At 50.4% G+C, this 15,165-nt stretch carries 15 protein-coding genes and 4 tRNA genes; 1 reads left to right on the forward strand and 18 read right to left on the reverse strand.

Annotation, left to right across the window (positions count from 1 at the left end; genetic code table 11):
* Nucleotides 1-203: 203 nt before the first annotated feature.
* The 15 genes from LIZ87_RS18525 to LIZ87_RS18595 all read right to left on the reverse strand — a co-directional run bounded on the left by LIZ87_RS18525 (nucleotide 204) and on the right by LIZ87_RS18595 (nucleotide 10,232).
* A tRNA-His gene (locus tag LIZ87_RS18525) sits at nucleotides 204-277 on the reverse strand.
* Nucleotides 278-304: 27 nt separating this feature from the next.
* Nucleotides 305-378: transfer RNA gene (locus tag LIZ87_RS18530), tRNA-Arg, on the reverse strand.
* Nucleotides 379-508: 130 nt separating this feature from the next.
* Nucleotides 509-579, reverse strand: a tRNA-Gly gene (locus LIZ87_RS18535).
* Between the two features lie 20 nt (nucleotides 580-599).
* A tRNA-Pro gene (locus LIZ87_RS18540) sits at nucleotides 600-674 on the reverse strand.
* Nucleotides 675-768: 94 nt separating this feature from the next.
* Nucleotides 769-1,284, reverse strand: a complete 516-nt coding sequence (locus LIZ87_RS18545; RefSeq protein ID WP_178314880.1) for a metallophosphoesterase family protein — start codon at nucleotides 1,282-1,284, stop codon at nucleotides 769-771.
* Between the two features lie 60 nt (nucleotides 1,285-1,344).
* Complete coding sequence (gene rdgB / locus LIZ87_RS18550) at nucleotides 1,345-1,941, reverse strand: RdgB/HAM1 family non-canonical purine NTP pyrophosphatase (protein ID WP_178314882.1); 597 nt, start codon at nucleotides 1,939-1,941, stop codon at nucleotides 1,345-1,347.
* A 1-nt stretch (nucleotide 1,942) separates the two neighbouring features.
* Entirely contained in the window at nucleotides 1,943-3,691 is a 1,749-nt protein-coding gene (locus tag LIZ87_RS18555; protein ID WP_227148758.1) for a lectin like domain-containing protein, read from the reverse strand.
* Nucleotides 3,691-4,863 (reverse strand): THUMP domain-containing class I SAM-dependent RNA methyltransferase, encoded by a 1,173-nt coding sequence (locus LIZ87_RS18560; RefSeq protein WP_227148759.1) that lies wholly within the window; start codon nucleotides 4,861-4,863, stop codon nucleotides 3,691-3,693. Before LIZ87_RS18560 ends, LIZ87_RS18555 begins: the two co-directional genes overlap by 1 nt.
* Nucleotides 4,864-4,891: 28 nt before the next feature.
* Nucleotides 4,892-5,449 carry a phosphodiesterase gene (yfcE, locus tag LIZ87_RS18565; protein ID WP_178315338.1) on the reverse strand — a complete coding sequence of 186 codons (558 nt, stop codon included), beginning with the start codon at nucleotides 5,447-5,449 and terminating at the stop codon, nucleotides 4,892-4,894.
* A gap of 42 nt (nucleotides 5,450-5,491) precedes the next feature.
* A complete protein-coding gene (locus LIZ87_RS18570) occupies nucleotides 5,492-5,809 on the reverse strand; it encodes a rhodanese-like domain-containing protein (RefSeq protein WP_227148760.1) in 318 nt (105 codons plus the stop codon).
* Nucleotides 5,810-6,015: 206 nt separating this feature from the next.
* The gene (locus LIZ87_RS18575) at nucleotides 6,016-6,234 is read right to left on the reverse strand and encodes a hypothetical protein (protein WP_178315336.1); all 219 of its coding nucleotides are present in this window, start codon (nucleotides 6,232-6,234) and stop codon (nucleotides 6,016-6,018) included.
* Between the two features lie 89 nt (nucleotides 6,235-6,323).
* Nucleotides 6,324-7,115, reverse strand: a complete 792-nt coding sequence (locus tag LIZ87_RS18580) for an HpcH/HpaI aldolase family protein (RefSeq protein ID WP_178315333.1) — start codon at nucleotides 7,113-7,115, stop codon at nucleotides 6,324-6,326.
* Between the two features lie 24 nt (nucleotides 7,116-7,139).
* On the reverse strand, nucleotides 7,140-8,429 hold the full coding sequence (locus LIZ87_RS18585; protein WP_178315331.1) for a TRAP transporter large permease: 1,290 nt from the start codon (nucleotides 8,427-8,429) through the stop codon (nucleotides 7,140-7,142).
* 17 nt (nucleotides 8,430-8,446) lie between these two features.
* Nucleotides 8,447-8,983, reverse strand: coding sequence for a TRAP transporter small permease (locus LIZ87_RS18590; RefSeq protein ID WP_178315329.1), 537 nt, complete (start codon nucleotides 8,981-8,983; stop codon nucleotides 8,447-8,449).
* Nucleotides 8,984-9,119: 136 nt separating this feature from the next.
* Nucleotides 9,120-10,232 (reverse strand): TRAP transporter substrate-binding protein, encoded by a 1,113-nt coding sequence (locus LIZ87_RS18595; RefSeq protein ID WP_227148761.1) that lies wholly within the window; start codon nucleotides 10,230-10,232, stop codon nucleotides 9,120-9,122.
* A 441-nt stretch (nucleotides 10,233-10,673) separates the two neighbouring features.
* On the opposite strand from LIZ87_RS18595, the gene LIZ87_RS18600 reads away from it, so the two are divergent.
* Nucleotides 10,674-11,363, forward strand: a complete 690-nt coding sequence (locus LIZ87_RS18600) for a GntR family transcriptional regulator (RefSeq protein ID WP_227148762.1) — start codon at nucleotides 10,674-10,676, stop codon at nucleotides 11,361-11,363.
* A 207-nt stretch (nucleotides 11,364-11,570) separates the two neighbouring features.
* On the opposite strand, the gene LIZ87_RS18605 is transcribed toward LIZ87_RS18600, so the two are convergent.
* The 3 genes from LIZ87_RS18605 to LIZ87_RS18615 form a co-directional block, all read right to left on the reverse strand.
* Nucleotides 11,571-12,293, reverse strand: a complete 723-nt coding sequence (locus LIZ87_RS18605) for a C40 family peptidase (RefSeq protein WP_227148763.1) — start codon at nucleotides 12,291-12,293, stop codon at nucleotides 11,571-11,573.
* A gap of 330 nt (nucleotides 12,294-12,623) precedes the next feature.
* Nucleotides 12,624-13,343: a C40 family peptidase gene (locus tag LIZ87_RS18610; RefSeq protein WP_330664677.1), complete on the reverse strand. Its 720-nt coding sequence runs from the start codon at nucleotides 13,341-13,343 to the stop codon at nucleotides 12,624-12,626.
* Nucleotides 13,344-13,520: 177 nt separating this feature from the next.
* Nucleotides 13,521-15,134 carry a PTS system mannose/fructose/sorbose family transporter subunit IID gene (locus tag LIZ87_RS18615; protein ID WP_227148764.1) on the reverse strand — a complete coding sequence of 538 codons (1,614 nt, stop codon included), beginning with the start codon at nucleotides 15,132-15,134 and terminating at the stop codon, nucleotides 13,521-13,523.
* Nucleotides 15,135-15,165: the final 31 nt, after the last annotated feature.

Raw genomic sequence — 15,165 nt, forward strand, 5'->3', positions numbered from 1 at the left:
CAGCATCTCTGCTTTTTAATTATTCAGTTGTAACACATGTATTGTAATCCTACACGGCTGTTTGAGTTTGAGAATTTGAGTTCCCGAATTTTGCACCATGGTGCCGGGAGGACGGCCGGAAGCTCCGGTTTCGAACATAAGAAACACGAAGGCACCTGGTTTTTTCTAAAAAAATCCCCTCTCTGTTCACAGAGAGGGGAAAGGGTGAGTAGTGGGATTCGAACCCACGGCCTCCAGAGCCACAATCTGGCGCGATAACCAACTTCGCCATACCCACCATATTCACTTGAGAGCTTTCGCTCAATGAGCCTGAAGGGATTCGAACCCCCGACCCACGGCTTAGAAGGCCGTTGCTCTATCCAACTGAGCTACAGACTCATACATAAACAGCTTGACTACCTGGCAGTTTTTGCCGTTGTTAGCTGTCAACGTGCTATAGTTTATCATAGAAACGGAAATAATGCAAGCACTTTTTTCATTTTTATATCACTTCTGTTTCCAGACAAAGAGCAGGTGATGGGAATCGAACCCACGTATCTAGCTTGGAAGGCTAGTGTTCTACCATTGAACTACACCTGCACAGCATATATGGTTTAAAATCGGGGTGACAGGATTCGAACCTGCGACCTCCTGGTCCCAAACCAGGCGCTCTAGCCAAGCTGAGCCACACCCCGGCAATCGTATACCATAATCTTTCACTTTTCGCAGCGCAAAAGATATTATATACTATGCCCTTTTTGTTGTCAACATTTTTTGTACCGGAAACGTTCAAAACTCCTCTTTCAGATAGCGGAAATCAAAGTGTGCATCCCCCGCTTCATCCAGTTCCATAATGACATAGGAAGGAAGATGCCCCTCCTGGCGGGGATAGGATAAGCTTCCCGGATTCAGGACGATCAGGTTCTTGTCTCCTCTCTTCTTGTCCACCTCGTAATAGGGTCTGTGGGTGTGGCCGAACATGGCAATATCGAAGCCTCTGGCTCTGGCTTCTTTTTTGAGATACTCCGCTCCCACAGACACGCTGTAGTAATGTCCATGGGTCAGCAGCACCCGGTATTTTCCTATGTAGAAATCCCTCTCCCGCTCAAGCATGGAAAAGAAATCATTGTTGCCCAGTATCATCTCCAGGGAACATTCCTCATTGACCCAGGAGGCAATAGCATGCTCGCTGCCCTCTGCATCCCCCAGATGAATCAGCATGTCAAGAGGCTTTTCCCTTTCGATTACCATTTTGAGGTTTTCGTCTCTTCTGTGTGTATCGCTGACGATCAGTATTTTCTTCATCCTTTGTTCCCCCTTGTACCAAAACCGTAAAAGCGTTCTCCATCTTCTTTTCACGCTCTCTTAAAGCGCCTCCTTCAGCGCTGCTTTCATAGCCTCCAGAGCCTTGCCTCTGTGGCTGATCTTGTTTTTCTGTTCCATCGTAATCTCCGCAGAGGTCTTGCCAAACTCCGGCAGGTACAAAATGGGATCATACCCGAATCCGCCCTGTCCTGCGGGTTCCTCTGCGATCAGTCCCTCCATGGCAGCCTCTGTGTGGAGGACCCTGCCGTCAGGAAGCACTGCAGCGATATTGCAGACGAACCGTGCGCTGCGCTCCGGGCCTCTGGCATCCTTTAAACGGTCAATGATATTCCTGTTCTTGATCTCATAGGAGGTGTCCTCGCCCAGATACCGGGCAGAATAGATCCCCGGCTCTCCGCCGATGTAATCCACCACCAGCCCGGAATCATCTGCCAGTACGATATCTCCCGTGCACTGCCATACGGCCCTTGCCTTTATCTCCGCATTTTCCTTAAAGCTTTTGCCATTTTCCCGGATCTCAGGGGCAGCCCCTGCCTCCTTCATGGAGAGGATAGGAAGTCCCAGATCCTCCAATATGGCCCTTATCTCACGCATTTTTCCCTGGTTTCCAGTCGCAAATATAATCCTGTGTCCCATATCATCCATCCTTATCCCTGGTATATGCCTTTAAACAGACATTGCAGTTCTGAGTTCTTTCCACATTTTCCCAAATGCTGCCGTCATAGCTTAAGTAGCCCTCTCCATCCGTCAGATCCACCTGTGCAATGCCATCCCCGGCATCATACTCAATGGCTACCGGATGAACCGTTCCCGGAGTCATTATTTTCACTATTATAGCAAATTTTTCCCCATCCTCCAATAGTATTTTTTCCCCAAGGGGAACCGTATAATATCCGGCATACTGGAGCGTGCCCTTTGCCGCCAGGATCCGGCTTTTCAGCGCCTTCTCCGCCGAATCCCCGCCTGACTTTGGCAGATGCCTGGCCACATATATCTCATACTCCGTATCCCTGTCTGTGGCATAAAAGCCCGCGGCCATGAGCCGCTCCTCCTTCTCTGTCTGAAAGGCATTGGCAAACCAGGCTTCGTCCTCGCCGTAACCGATCTGCCCGATCCATCCGCACAGGTCACTCTGGTACATGCGGCTGTAATTGTCCACCGGATCCACCTCTGTGTATACAATGTTGTTCACGCCGATGTTCGTGTCATAGTAGGATACGTAAAAATATCCCTGTTCTCCAAAGTCCTCCCCCCAGCTGTTGGTACAGATAAAAGCGCCGTCCCCCTCCAGCTCCATATTAAAGTTTTCCTTCGGGTATCCGTCATCCCAGCCAACGATCACAGAATCATGGTTGGGCTTCTCACTCCCCACATAGCAGTAAGAGTTTGTCTCCCGGTTGTAATACACGGATTCGCTCTGGTAATCCTTCATAGAGGTATAGAGGGAGCTCTGGACCCCTCCCACCAGGTAGACAGCTTCCTTGATGGCCTCATAATCCTTCGGAGGCAGTATCTGTATCTCCTGGACATGCTTGCGCGGTTTTAACCCATCCGGGGAAATGCCGTCCCCATAGGGATCCTCGGACTCCCACACCGGCCCCTGCCAGCCTAAGAGATAAGCCATAGACATGGTATACTCTCCGCCCTCATCCTGATCCAGGAGGAAATTATTGCGCATGGACATGTGATCCACGGAAAATACCGCCGTCTCCCCAGGCAGCAGTGATGATGACAGCGCCGTCAGGGATGCAAAAGCCCAACAGGTCCCCAGGGAGCCCTGGTTTCCGATCTGAGGAGCCCGGCCCTCCTCCCGGTAATCATAGGCCTTCGGAAGGCGGACGCCTTTGGGGAAATGGCGGTTCCAGGTAAACACCTCCCCAGTGGTGCCGCCCTTTCTATCTGCCTCTTCCTGCTGACGGGCTTCTCCTTCTTTTCCTCCCGCCGCTTGGCTGCCAGCTGCCGCAGCCCGGCCCTCCGCCTGCCCTGCTTCTGCAGCCTGCCCGGCTTTTCCCGACTGCCCGGTCTCTCCTGACTGCCTGGTTTTTCCCGCCTGCCCGGTCTCTCCCGCCTGCCCGGCTTTTCCTGACTGCCCGGTCTCTCCTGACTGCCCGGCTTTTCCCGCCTGCCCGGTCTCTCCCGACTGCCCGGTCTCTCCTGACTGTCCGTTTTCTTCTGTCTGTCCGATTTTTCCCGCCTGACGGTCCTCTCCCGCGTCTCCTCCGGTCAGCCACCCGGTCCACTCCTTCAGAGCTCCTCCCGGCAGCTGAGCTTTTGCAGAGCTGCAGCCCGAAAGCCCTGCCCCGGGCAGCAGTATCAGAAGCGCCGCCAGCACCATTGCCCCCCAGGCCTTCCTTGGCCCTTTCCTGTCAAATATCTCTCTGCCCATCAGCTCTCTCTGCTCTCCTGACTGCGCCTCGGAGGCTTCGGGCCCATAAACTGATAGAAATAGGTCTTTAGCATTCCATTGTAGATCTTCCTGTTCTTATCTGCCTTTCTCCCAATCTGCTTTTCCGCATCCCCATAGGAGGTGATCAGATACATGGACCAGGAATCCAGGGCAGCAAACCGCTCCCCGATCTCCTTATAGAGCCCCGGAAGGTTGGCCTTTTCCTCGATCCTCTCTCCATAAGGCGGGTTGGAGATGAGAAAACCGTATTTCTTCGGATGGCTCAGGGCGCTCACCGGCCTCTGCTGGAAATGTATCATGTGGTCCACTCCGGCTGACTGGGCATTGGCCCTGGCTGCCTTGACAATATCCCCATCTATGTCATAGCCCTGGATATCCACCTGGACCTTATCATCCACCAGCTCATTCGCCTCATCCATAGCCTCATACCAGTATTTCCGCCCTATGACATTCTTCCAATCCTCTGCCAGGAAGGAGCGGTTCATGCCGGGAGCCATGTTCGCCGCCATCATCGCCGCCTCAATGGGAAAGGTTCCGCTGCCGCAGAAGGGATCCACTAAGATCCTGTCCCTATTCCAGGGAGTCAGCATGATAAGGGCCGCTGCCAGTGTCTCGGTGATGGGAGCCTTGCTGGTGAGCGTCCGGTAGCCTCTCTTGTGGAGGGAATCCCCGCTGGTGTCAATGCCCACTGTCACTACATCCTTATACAGAAATACCCTCAAGGGGAAGCTGGCTCCATTCTCCGCAAACCAGGTCACATGATAACGGTTCTTCAGCCGCTCCACCATGGCCTTCTTCATAATGGACTGGATGTCAGAAGGGCTGAACAGCTTGCTCTTAATAGAGGAAGCCTTTGCCACCCAGAATTTTCCATCCTCAGGGATGAACTCCTCCCAGGCAATGGCCTTTGTGCCCTCAAACAGCTCCTCAAAGGTCTCGGCCCTGAAGCTTCCTGCCTTTAGCAGGATCCTCTCTGCTGTGCGCAGGAATACATTAGCCCGGCAGATGGCCTCCTCATCCCCGATAAATGTGACGCGCCCGTCCTCCACCTGGGATATCTCATATCCTAAATCCAGAATTTCTTTTTTCAGCACCGCTTCCAGTCCAAAATGACAGGGTGCGATCAATTCATAGGTCTGTTTCAATCTCATTCTCCTTTTTGCGGTTTTTCGGCTTTTCCTACAGCGCCAGCTCCTTCACCACTTCCCCGTCCAGAGTCAGGATGGAGAAGACTCCATTCTCCAGCATTCCATAGGTGTTGGGATTGCCGCCCTTGGGAATGGAAACAGAGCCCGGATTGAGCACCTTGATCTGTCCGCAGCTCTCCGTATCAACTGCCTCTGCCTTTAACAGATGGGTGTGCCCATGTACAAGGATGTCTCCCGGCTGCATGGGCGGAAGGCTGTCCTGGTTGTACACATGGCCATGGGTTGCATAGAAGGTCTTCCCCTCAATGACGAACAGGCCGTAATCTGCCAGGATCGGGAACTCCAGCACCATCTGATCCACTTCGGTATCGCAGTTTCCCCTGACTGCGTAGATCTCACGTTTCAGAGGATTTAACATTGCAATGACCTCCTTTGGGTTGTATTCCTTTGGAAGGTCATTGCGTGGGCCATGATAGAGGATATCCCCCAATAGCACCAGGCGGGAGGCCTGGGAGGCTTTGTAGATATCCAGCATTTTCCGGCAGTAATAAGCAGATCCATGTATATCAGATGCAAACATTATCTTCATGTTTTGTACTCCTCTTTTCTCTGTAATGTTGATTAGCTGCTATCATTCTAAAGCCGGAAACGGCCTTCTGTCAATGTATTTCCCCCGGTAATTCAACATTCCTCCGGCCAGATCCACTGCCTGGTAGCCCATTCGCCAGAGGTCCCGGCACACCACCATGCTTTTCGCTCCCCTGTCACAGTAAAATACCACAATACCGCTGGTATTGATCCTGTCCATATGATATTCCACTTCCTCGTAGGGTATGTTAATGCTCCCCCATATCCTGTCGCGCCTAAAGAGTCCGGGAGCTCTCAGATCCACGATCTGCCCTATCCTTCCCGCTTCCATCCATTGATCAAATTCTCTATATGAAATCATAGGAAACGCTGTCATTGTCATACACCTGTCCTTTCTGTCCTTCAGGGCTCGTGTACTGATCCCTTGGCAATCGCGGTCAGTACACTCGTACCGTTTCCCGAAAACGTGTCCTATGATTACTATATGCATGAAAAATGGACAGGTGAAAGGGCCTGCCCCACACGGCTTCGTGCAGAGCAGGCCCTTTTCCTTTTGGAACGTCCTATTTAGAAATTAGAGTTGTTGCGGCTGCTGTTCTGGGAGTAATTCTGAGAACTATTGCGGCTGCTGTTCTGGGAATCATTCTGAGAACTGTTTCTGGAGCTGTTCTGGCTGTTGTTCTCAGAACTGTTCCTGGAGTTATTCTGGCTCTTGTTCTGCTGGTTCATATTTCTGCAGTTGCTTGAATTCTCCATGTCATTGCTTGCATTATTTCTGTTGGACATTTTCCATACCTCCTGAAAATACAGTTATTTGGTTACAGCCTTAGTATGGCAGAAATGTCCCTCTCTTATTCCTTTTTCAAAAAAATCATTTACAGGCACTTTTCCCTGACCGGCTCCACAGAATCCTTTACCAGCTCCTTTAATGCCTTCTGGAAATGCCACATGTCATTTCCCAGTATGATCATGGTGTAGCCGTCCTTGATGGCTGCCTCCAGATTCTCCTTTGTCGGAGGCACTACAGGGCCCAGAACGCCGATGCCCTTTGCCTTTGCCTTCTCCACCAGGATCCTGTAAGCCTCCTTCACCTCTTCGCCCATGGAATAGCCTACCTTCAGGTTCTTTGATACCGCATAGTCAATGGGACCGAAGTTCACAGCATCCACTCCCGGCACTGCCAGTATCTCATCAATATTGTCGGTAAACTCGTAATCCTCATCCATGGGGATCACAAGAGTATCCCTGTTCTGCTGCTCCATGTAGGTATTCCAGTCAAAATCGTGGTAGCCAAAGCCGGCGGCACGGACATTGCTCTCCCCGCCTCTTCTTCCCATAGGTGAGAACTTGGCTGCCTCCACGCAGCGCCTTGCCATTTCTGCTGTCTTGCAGTGGGGGATCACAACGCCGTCAGCTCCCCACTCCAGCACCTTTCGGATAGCCACCTCATCGTCATCAGCCATACGCACCAGAATGGAAATATCATGGAGCCTTGCTGCCATGATCTGCTTTTCAAAATGTTCATCCAGCATATAGTTGGTATGCTCCAGGTCCAGGTAGATAAAATCCAGACCGGACATGGCAATATTCTCGATCACACAGGTGGTTCCTGTAAAGCAGGCCATTCCAAAAACCGGGCCCTTTTTCATTTTTTCCTTTAAGGTCATTTTCTTTTTCCTCCTCACATTCCATTAAATGCTGTAGCCCAGGATCTGCGGCAGCCAGGTGGTAAGCGGTCCCCAGAGGCTGATGGAAACAAGCACGATAATGTTACAGATCACATAGGGCAGAGCACCCTTGAAAATGTCGATGATCGGCATCCTGTTGATCTTGTTGCAGGCATTTAAGCACATGCCGACCGGAGGAGTTACCAGACCGATGGCAAGGCCTGTGATCATCATAGCGCCGAACTGCAGCGGTGAGAAGCCGTAGTTCTGCATAACAGGAAGCAGGATGGGTGTAAGCAGCAGGATCGCAGGGCTTACATCGATAAAGGTACCGATCATAAGGATCAGCACGTCAAATACCAGCGCAATCCCCCATGCAGGCATATTCAGTCCCATAAAGAAGGCTGCCACGATCTGAGGCACCTTCTGCATGGTCAGCACCCAGGTAAAAATGGTGGTAAAGCCGATGATGATCATAATGGAGGAGGAGGAGATCAGCGTCTTCTTAAGAGCATTCCAAACATCCTTCCATGTAAGCTCACGGTAGATAAAGAAGCCTACCAACAGGGAGTAAAGCACTGCCACACCGGCACTCTCCGAAGCAGTACACACTCCGAAGGATACGCAGACAATGATAAATACGGGCATCAGAAGGGCCGGGATACCGGAAAGGATCGCATTCACAAAACGCTTTCCATCAAACGGTATCTGCTTTGGATGCCAATGATTTTTATGGCTGATCCAGAATACCAGCACCAGCTGGGTAAGGCCAATGAGGATGCCCGGCACTGCTCCGGCCATGAACAGGGCGCCTACGGAAGCGCCGGAGATCATGGAGTACACGATCATAGGCGTGGAAGGAGGAATGATCATACCCATGGTAGAGGATGCCACCGTAATACCGGCGGATGCAGAGGGCGGATATCCCTGATCCTCCATGGCCGGGATCAGGATGCTTCCCAGAGCAGAGGTATCCGCTACAGAGGAGCCGGAGATCCCTCCGAAGATCATGGACGCTACGATATTTACTTCGCCTAAGCCGCCGTGGAAGGGCCTGAGAAGCTCCAGGCAGAAGTTGATGATACGCTTTGTAATGCCGCCGGTATTCATCAGTTCGCCTGCCAGCATGAACAGCGGCATAGCGATCATGAGCTCGCTGTAGGCTCCGTTCCATATACGCTGGGGAACCATGCTGATGAACTGAGGGGCATTGAAGGTGATATAGGTAACACAGGAGGCACCGATTGCAAAGGCAAGAGGCACGCCCAACGCTGCAAAGAAGATCAGCAGCACTAAAAGAATCAACATTGCCATATTCGTACTCTCCTTTCCTATGAAGCCGGGCTTTCTTTTGTAAGAGCCTTGTTCTTCGGTGCAAAATATGAAACATCTGCTGTAATAAACTCAATAATCTTCACAATAATGCAGACAGCGCAGATGATCCCGCATACCGGCATAATACCGTACATGTATTTCATAGGGATCTCCATGCCCTGGCTGATCTGCTTTCCGGCTACGCCCACATACTTGAAGCCCTGGTAGGTAAATACCACGTCAACCACAAATACGATCACATAGTTGACAACTGCCAGCCACCGCTTGATGGAAGGCTTTACACCGTCATAGAGAATATCGATCATAACATGTTCATTTTTGATCACATTGATACCCATGCCCCAGAATGTGGTAAAGGCAAACAGGGTCGTGTTAAACTCCGAGAGCTGTTTCCAGCTGTAGGAAAAGAAATAACGGGCGATCACGGCAAATATTACCAAAAACGCCAGAATACACATTGCTACTACACCAATTCCAAAATAAATATCAAACAGCTTCTGCGCTGCCTTTTTTAACTTTTCGATGGTACTCATCCCCTCTCATATCCTGCCATCCCAGGATCCCGGCGGATCAGGCTGCTGTTACAGCACAGGCGGCTGCAAAGCCTGCTGCCAAACTGCAGCCCTGCAGCCGCCTGTTCTCGCCAGTAACGGTCACTCTCTGTTACGATTATTTTGCATTTGCAACAATATCCTGCATCTCCTGGAGCTCCTCTGCTGTCAGCATGCCTTCCTCGATGCACTGGTCATATACAACCTGAACAGCCTCCTGGAATGCTGCCAGCTCTTCCTCTGTAGGCTCATAAACCTCGCAGCCTGCATCGATAACTACCTGCTTTGCAGCATTCTGATTCTCATCGATCAGCTGGTCATTGTAGGTACCCATCTCAGTTGCGCACTCCTGGATGATTGCCTGGTACTCAGCAGGAAGAGAATTCCACCAGCCTGCATTTACATAGAATGGATCCGGATGGAACTGGTAATTTACCTCTGTGAAGTACTGCTGTACCTCGTAGAACTTCATGCCCTCAACGTTTACCCATGGATTTTCCTGTCCGTCTGCTACGGCTGTCTTTAAGCCCATGTACAGATCAGAGTAAGGAATGGTGGTAGTTGTTGCACCCAGAGCGATGAAGGTCTTGTCGATGGTGTTCATACCGTTTGTTCTCATCTTTAAGCCCTTTAAATCCTCCGGCTTTGTGATTGCATGCTTGGAGTTGGAGAACTGCCTGTAGCCGCCTGCATCACACAGATTGATGATAACAGTACCAGTCTCGGCCTCTGCTTCCTCACAAACCTTCTTTGCCAGGTCGCTCTGGAGGAGCGCTGTGATCTGTGCACGGTTCTGTGTCAGGAAAGGAAGGGTAAACATAAGCAGACGCGGGCTAAAATCAAACTGTCCGCCTCTCATACCCTGAACAGTACCAGCAACTACCTGCTCCAGCATCTCTTTCTCAGTGCCCAGCTGTCCATTTCCATAAACCTCTACGGTTACGTGGCCGCCTGTCTTCTCTGCCACATCAGCTGCAAACTTTTCCATAGAAACATATCTGGGATTTCCCTCTGGCTGCGCATGGCCTACGATCATTGTAAAATCACCCAGATCAGCCACTGCCTCCGGTGCTGCCTCTGCCTCCCCGGCAGGTGCTTCCTCCTTGGCTGCCTCTGTAGCTGCAGGAGCTGCCGGTGCTGCCGTTGTCTCAGCTGCCTTATTTCCGCCGCCGCATGCTGTCAGGGATGCAGCCATAGCCAGACTTAATAACAGTGCCATTGTCTTTCTCATACTTCTTTTCCTCCTTCATTATAATGAGATACGCTCCCCATGACTTAAGGGCTTTGCCCTCTTAACATGAGGCTTTCCTTCCAAACCTGTATACAAGTTTGTTGTTTTACGGTTAAATAGTACCAAATTATGGCCAATTTTTCAAGATTGTTTTTTATCATGTATTCAGGATAGGCTTACCTATCTCTTCCATTTTTTTCAAAATTTATGTACTTTTTATATAATTTCAGTCGATTTTTGCCACTTTTTATGTGTATTTTATCTTGCACTTTTCACAAATCTATGTCTATAATTCACAATTTCCGCTTTTCACTTTCGTCATCTTGTATACAGGTTCTTTTGTTTTTCAAAGTACGCCTTGCTTTTTTACGTGTTTTTTATTTGACAAGCCCCTTTGCTTTTTTATATAATATTTGTAAACCTTTTTACGGAGGTATTTTTATGGAAGCCGCCCTATCAGCCGAAGAGATTTATAAAATTTTAGAAAACGAGATCGTCCGGCTGGAGATCAAGCCCGGACAATCTTTGAGTGAAAATACCCTGTGCCGGCGTTTTCTTGTATCCAGGACGCCCATACGCAGTGCCCTTCAGCGGCTGGAACAGAACCGCTTTGTGCGCATCATCCCCTGCAAAGGGACCATTGTGACTCCTATCAACCTGCATATTGCCAATCAGCTGATCTACCAGAGGATCGCTGTGGAGTCCATGGTATTCCGCGATTTTGTAAAGACCTGCGCTCCGCCGGAGGCCGAGGAGGTCCGTTACAGCCTGCAGCTTTTGGAGGCAGCCGAGGCAACACGCGACCACCTGGATACCTTTGACATCAACGAATTCCTCCAGCGGGACCTGGCTATGCATGAGATCTGGTTTAAACACACGGATAAAATGTACCTGTGGGAAAACCTGACAAAACCCCATGCCGATTACTCCCGCTTCATCCGCCTGGATATTGTGGGAGCAAAAAATGTTCCCGATGTTCTGGAGAATCACCGGGAAATGATGGAAATTATTGACAAAAAAGATCTGGCTGCCATCGAGCCTCTGATGGTCCAGCATTTGTATGGCGGCGTCCGCCGTCTGGGAGGCAAGATCTTTTCAGATGAATACAAGGTCTATTTTCAGGATTCCTGACATCGATCCCGCCCTCACGCATGCCCTGGGGCAGGTCTGATAAAAAGGGGTTGCTTTTTTCTTCCAAATAGTTTATAAATGAGTATGAGGTAATATGGTTTCCCTTAAACCATGTCCTCATCCTTATTAATTATTTATACTCCCCTTGAGAAAGGCCAGGATAGCTCCCCTATCCTGGCCCTTCTCTTTCTATATTTCTATCCTTCTTTATCCCAACACATTTACGATCTTTACTGGCGTCCGGTAATTCCAGGGCGATACCTTGATCCCGGTGCTCTCTGTGGATGCGTGCACCACCTGGCCGCTTCCTATATACATAGCAACATGGTTGATCCTGCTCTTACTGCCGTAAAAGAGCAGATCTCCCGGCTGCATCTGATCTGCGCTGACTGCAGTCCCCTGAGCCGCCTGTGTGGCGGAGGAACGGCTCATGGGGATGCCTGCGCCATTCTGGAGCACATATCTGGTAAAACCGGAGCAATCCACTCCTGTATTCGGATCGCTCCCTCCGTAGCGGTACCGCCCGCCCACAAACTGCAGCGCAAAATCCACTACCTGCTGGCGCTTGCTGCTCTCTGAAGCAGCGGCAGCCTCCTCCTTTATCTCTGCCATCTCCTCTGTACCGGACTGCTCCACCAGGGCATTGCCCGTGACAGGAAGATATCCTTCCGTATCATTTACTGCGATCTTCACCCAGCCGTTGCCCAGGTCCTCCAGAACCTCATAGGTACTGCCCACGCCAGCTGTGCAAAGCACTTCCTCGCTGTCCCTGCTCTTATTGATATTGACACTCTCAGCCGTAACTGTAGCAATATATGTACCCTCCGTAAATCCCGGTCCGATGGATGCCATGGAGGTAAAGGGACTCATCATCAATAGCATCCCGCATACAGCCCCTGTCTTTAACAGATCTTTCCATATTTTCTTCATATACAAGCTTCTCCTATCTTTTTGCAAGCCTGAGTTTCGGATTTATTTGTTACATATTTGTTACATAAATTACAAAATTATTATATCATATATTTCGATCAGGTCAACTCTTTTATTCTTTTTTCATATTTTCATTCGAAATTATTCATAAAAATGTTTCAAAAAAGAAAAAATCGCTTCAGCGACAGAATTCCAATCTGCCGCAGTGCGATCCTGCCGGTCGGGCTTTTTATATCATAGGAGGCTCCGAAGGAGTTTCCTGTGATATAAAAAAACGGCACAGCCACACTGTACCGTTTTATTTTTTCTGTGATCTTCTTTTCATGGTGCTTAAGATAAAAGGCTGATAATCTTCACAGGCTCCCTGTAATCATAGGGAGAGGTCTTGATCCCTGTTTTCTCTGTGGAGGCGTGTACCACTCTTCCGTCTCCGATATACATTGCCACATGGTTGATGCCGCCGCCTGCTCCGTAGAACAGCAGATCCCCCGGCTGCATCTCCTCCTCGGAAACCACCTCACCAAAACGGGCCTGTCCGCTGGAGGAATGAGGAAGGTCAATGGAAGCTGCTTTGGAAAGCACGTACCTTGTGAATCCGGAGCAGTCCACACCGGAATTGGGATCTGTACCGCCGTATACATACTCTCCGCCAAGGAACTGAAGGGCATATTCCACTACCTGACGGCGCTTTCTTGCATCCTGATCAACGGTTTCACAGGTTTTTTCCACCACTGTGGCCTTTCCTGTGGTCTTTATATATCCCTCTCTGCCGCCTGTGCGGATCTTCACCCAGCCTCCGTCCTGGCTGGACAGCACTTCATACGTTTGTCCTCTCCTCACCTGTCCCTGCTTTGCAGCGGACTCACTTGCTTTTGTATGTACATCGATAGCCGGCGCCTCGATCGTAACCATATAAGAAGAGCGCATCTGTACCTCTGCCTGTCTCACAGCTGCCTGGCTGTCCTGAGGAGCCATCGCGGCGATCCCGGCACTAAAGCACAGCAGCGCAGCGGCCTTTATAAGTCTATTCTGAATCTTTCCTGATCTCACAGTTTTTCTCCTGACATCCCTGTTTTTGTTTTTCACAATTATTACATAATTGTTACATTTTCTAAAACATAGTATATTATTATTTCATAATTTTGTCAAGAAAAAACGGAGCCTCCAGCCGCTCTCCCAGTAACCGCGGCCGTAAAATGCGGAAACTGTCTCAGGAAAACGGAGTTATTATGCCAAAATCCCCAGCAGCGAGCCCACAAAGCCCACAATAAAAATCACAAGAATAATCTTAACCGGCTTCCAGCCCTTATTCACCAGCTTATAGGCTCCCAAAAAAGCAGCTAACGGCAGCATGCCCGGAAGGATCGCGTTCAGCACATCCTGAAGGACAACGCTTGTCTCTCCGGCATTGATCGTGAGAGGAGTGGTGACGGCAATGCTGGAGGCCACCAGGGCGCCTAACACCATAAGCCCCAGGGCGCTTAAGGCCTCTGTCACCTGCTGCATGCGTCCTCCGCTTAAAAGCTTTATGATGGATGTCTTCCCCGACTCATACCCCAGGAAATAGGCCCGGTTGCTTACGATCAGGGCATAGGCTGTCATTCCGCCGATGAAGAATACAGGGCCAAAGCCGTTGCCGCCCAGTGCCAGATCACAGGCAATTCCCAGGAGGATCGTCTTTACAAGGCTCTGTGTCACCGTATCACCGATTCCTGCCAGAGGCCCCATGAGGGCTGCCTTGATGCTGTTGATCGTAGCGTCTGAAATGGCGGCTCCTCCTGCCAGCTTCTCCTCCATGGACGCGGTAATTCCGGCTATAGCCGCTCCCCAGTTGTTCTCTGTATTGTAGTACACCAGATGCCGCTCAATAGCCTTTCTGCGAAGCTCTGCATCATTCGGATAGAGACGGCGGATGATCGGGCACATGGCATGGCATAAGCCCAGTCCCTGCATGATCTCAAAATTGTAGCACTGCTGGCCGAAGGTGATCCACAGCAGCCAGGATCTGCGAAGATCGCTCTTTTCCAAACGGATAGGACCGTTTCCTGCACCATTTTCCTTTACCGCCTGGGAGTTAGAGCGAATGTCTTCTCCCTCTTCCTTTTTCCCGGTATAGTAATAGTGAAGCATGGCAAAGGCAATGCCGAACACCGCAATAGGCGTAATGCCGAGTCCCAGATACACACTGGCTCCAAAGCCAATGATAAAAAACGGCAGAAGCCTGCCTGAATACAGCAGATTCATCAGCATGCCAAGTCCCAGAGCCGGAAGAAGATGGCCCACCGCGCTTAAGCCCGCTGTCACCCACATGGGCGCACTGCTTAAAATGCCATCAAGCGTAGCGCTGCCAAAGTAGATCAGGATAAAGCCCGGTATAAAGTAGATCAGAAAGCCCCATAAAAGGGGCGCCAGCACATTCATCAGGGCGATTCCCCTGGTATCGCCCTTTGCAGCGTATCTGCGGGCCCTTGCCACCCAGATTGTATTTAATGTTTTCTCCACAGGAGAGATCAAGGTTCCCAAAAGGCCCAGTGTCGATGCGACTGTGATACCCACCGCCGGCTCCACCCCTGCGATCATAGACATGGTAACACCCAGATAACCGCCCAGGGTCACATCGCTGGCAACCGTTCCTCCGATCACCGTAACGCCGATGTATACCAGCATGACCGTGGCACCCATTTCCAGGCCATAGGCCATATTTCCCAGTATGATCCCGTTGAGAACGCCGGAGATCAAAGGTGCTCCCAAGGCCAATGACCATTTTGACCACATAGGCGCTCCCGTCTTACACATCCAGGCAAGAAACGCCATGAAAACTGCATGAAATAATAAAGACATACCCATTTTCCTCCTATTTTTATATGATTAT

Source organism: Lacrimispora sp. 210928-DFI.3.58 (assembly GCF_020554865.1).
Classification (GTDB): Bacteria; Bacillota; Clostridia; order Lachnospirales; family Lachnospiraceae; genus Enterocloster.

Bases quoted from the DNA above. Each gene is read 5' to 3' on its own strand.
- LIZ87_RS18545 (WP_178314880.1), bottom strand. From the start codon at position 1,284: ATGAAGAAAATACTGATCGTCAGCGATACACACAGAAGAGACGAAAAC.
- rdgB (WP_178314882.1), bottom strand. From the start codon at position 1,941: ATGGGACACAGGATTATATTTGCGACTGGAAACCAGGGAAAAATGCGT.
- LIZ87_RS18555 (WP_227148758.1), bottom strand. From the start codon at position 3,691: ATGGGCAGAGAGATATTTGACAGGAAAGGGCCAAGGAAGGCCTGGGGG.
- LIZ87_RS18560 (WP_227148759.1), bottom strand. From the start codon at position 4,863: ATGAGATTGAAACAGACCTATGAATTGATCGCACCCTGTCATTTTGGA.
- yfcE (WP_178315338.1), bottom strand. From the start codon at position 5,449: ATGAAGATAATGTTTGCATCTGATATACATGGATCTGCTTATTACTGC.
- LIZ87_RS18570 (WP_227148760.1), bottom strand. From the start codon at position 5,809: ATGATTTCATATAGAGAATTTGATCAATGGATGGAAGCGGGAAGGATA.
- LIZ87_RS18575 (WP_178315336.1), bottom strand. From the start codon at position 6,234: ATGTCCAACAGAAATAATGCAAGCAATGACATGGAGAATTCAAGCAAC.
- LIZ87_RS18580 (WP_178315333.1), bottom strand. From the start codon at position 7,115: ATGACCTTAAAGGAAAAAATGAAAAAGGGCCCGGTTTTTGGAATGGCC.
- LIZ87_RS18585 (WP_178315331.1), bottom strand. From the start codon at position 8,429: ATGGCAATGTTGATTCTTTTAGTGCTGCTGATCTTCTTTGCAGCGTTG.
- LIZ87_RS18590 (WP_178315329.1), bottom strand. From the start codon at position 8,983: ATGAGTACCATCGAAAAGTTAAAAAAGGCAGCGCAGAAGCTGTTTGAT.
- LIZ87_RS18595 (WP_227148761.1), bottom strand. From the start codon at position 10,232: ATGAGAAAGACAATGGCACTGTTATTAAGTCTGGCTATGGCTGCATCC.
- LIZ87_RS18600 (WP_227148762.1), top strand. From the start codon at position 10,674: ATGGAAGCCGCCCTATCAGCCGAAGAGATTTATAAAATTTTAGAAAAC.
- LIZ87_RS18605 (WP_227148763.1), bottom strand. From the start codon at position 12,293: ATGAAGAAAATATGGAAAGATCTGTTAAAGACAGGGGCTGTATGCGGG.
- LIZ87_RS18615 (WP_227148764.1), bottom strand. From the start codon at position 15,134: ATGTCTTTATTATTTCATGCAGTTTTCATGGCGTTTCTTGCCTGGATG.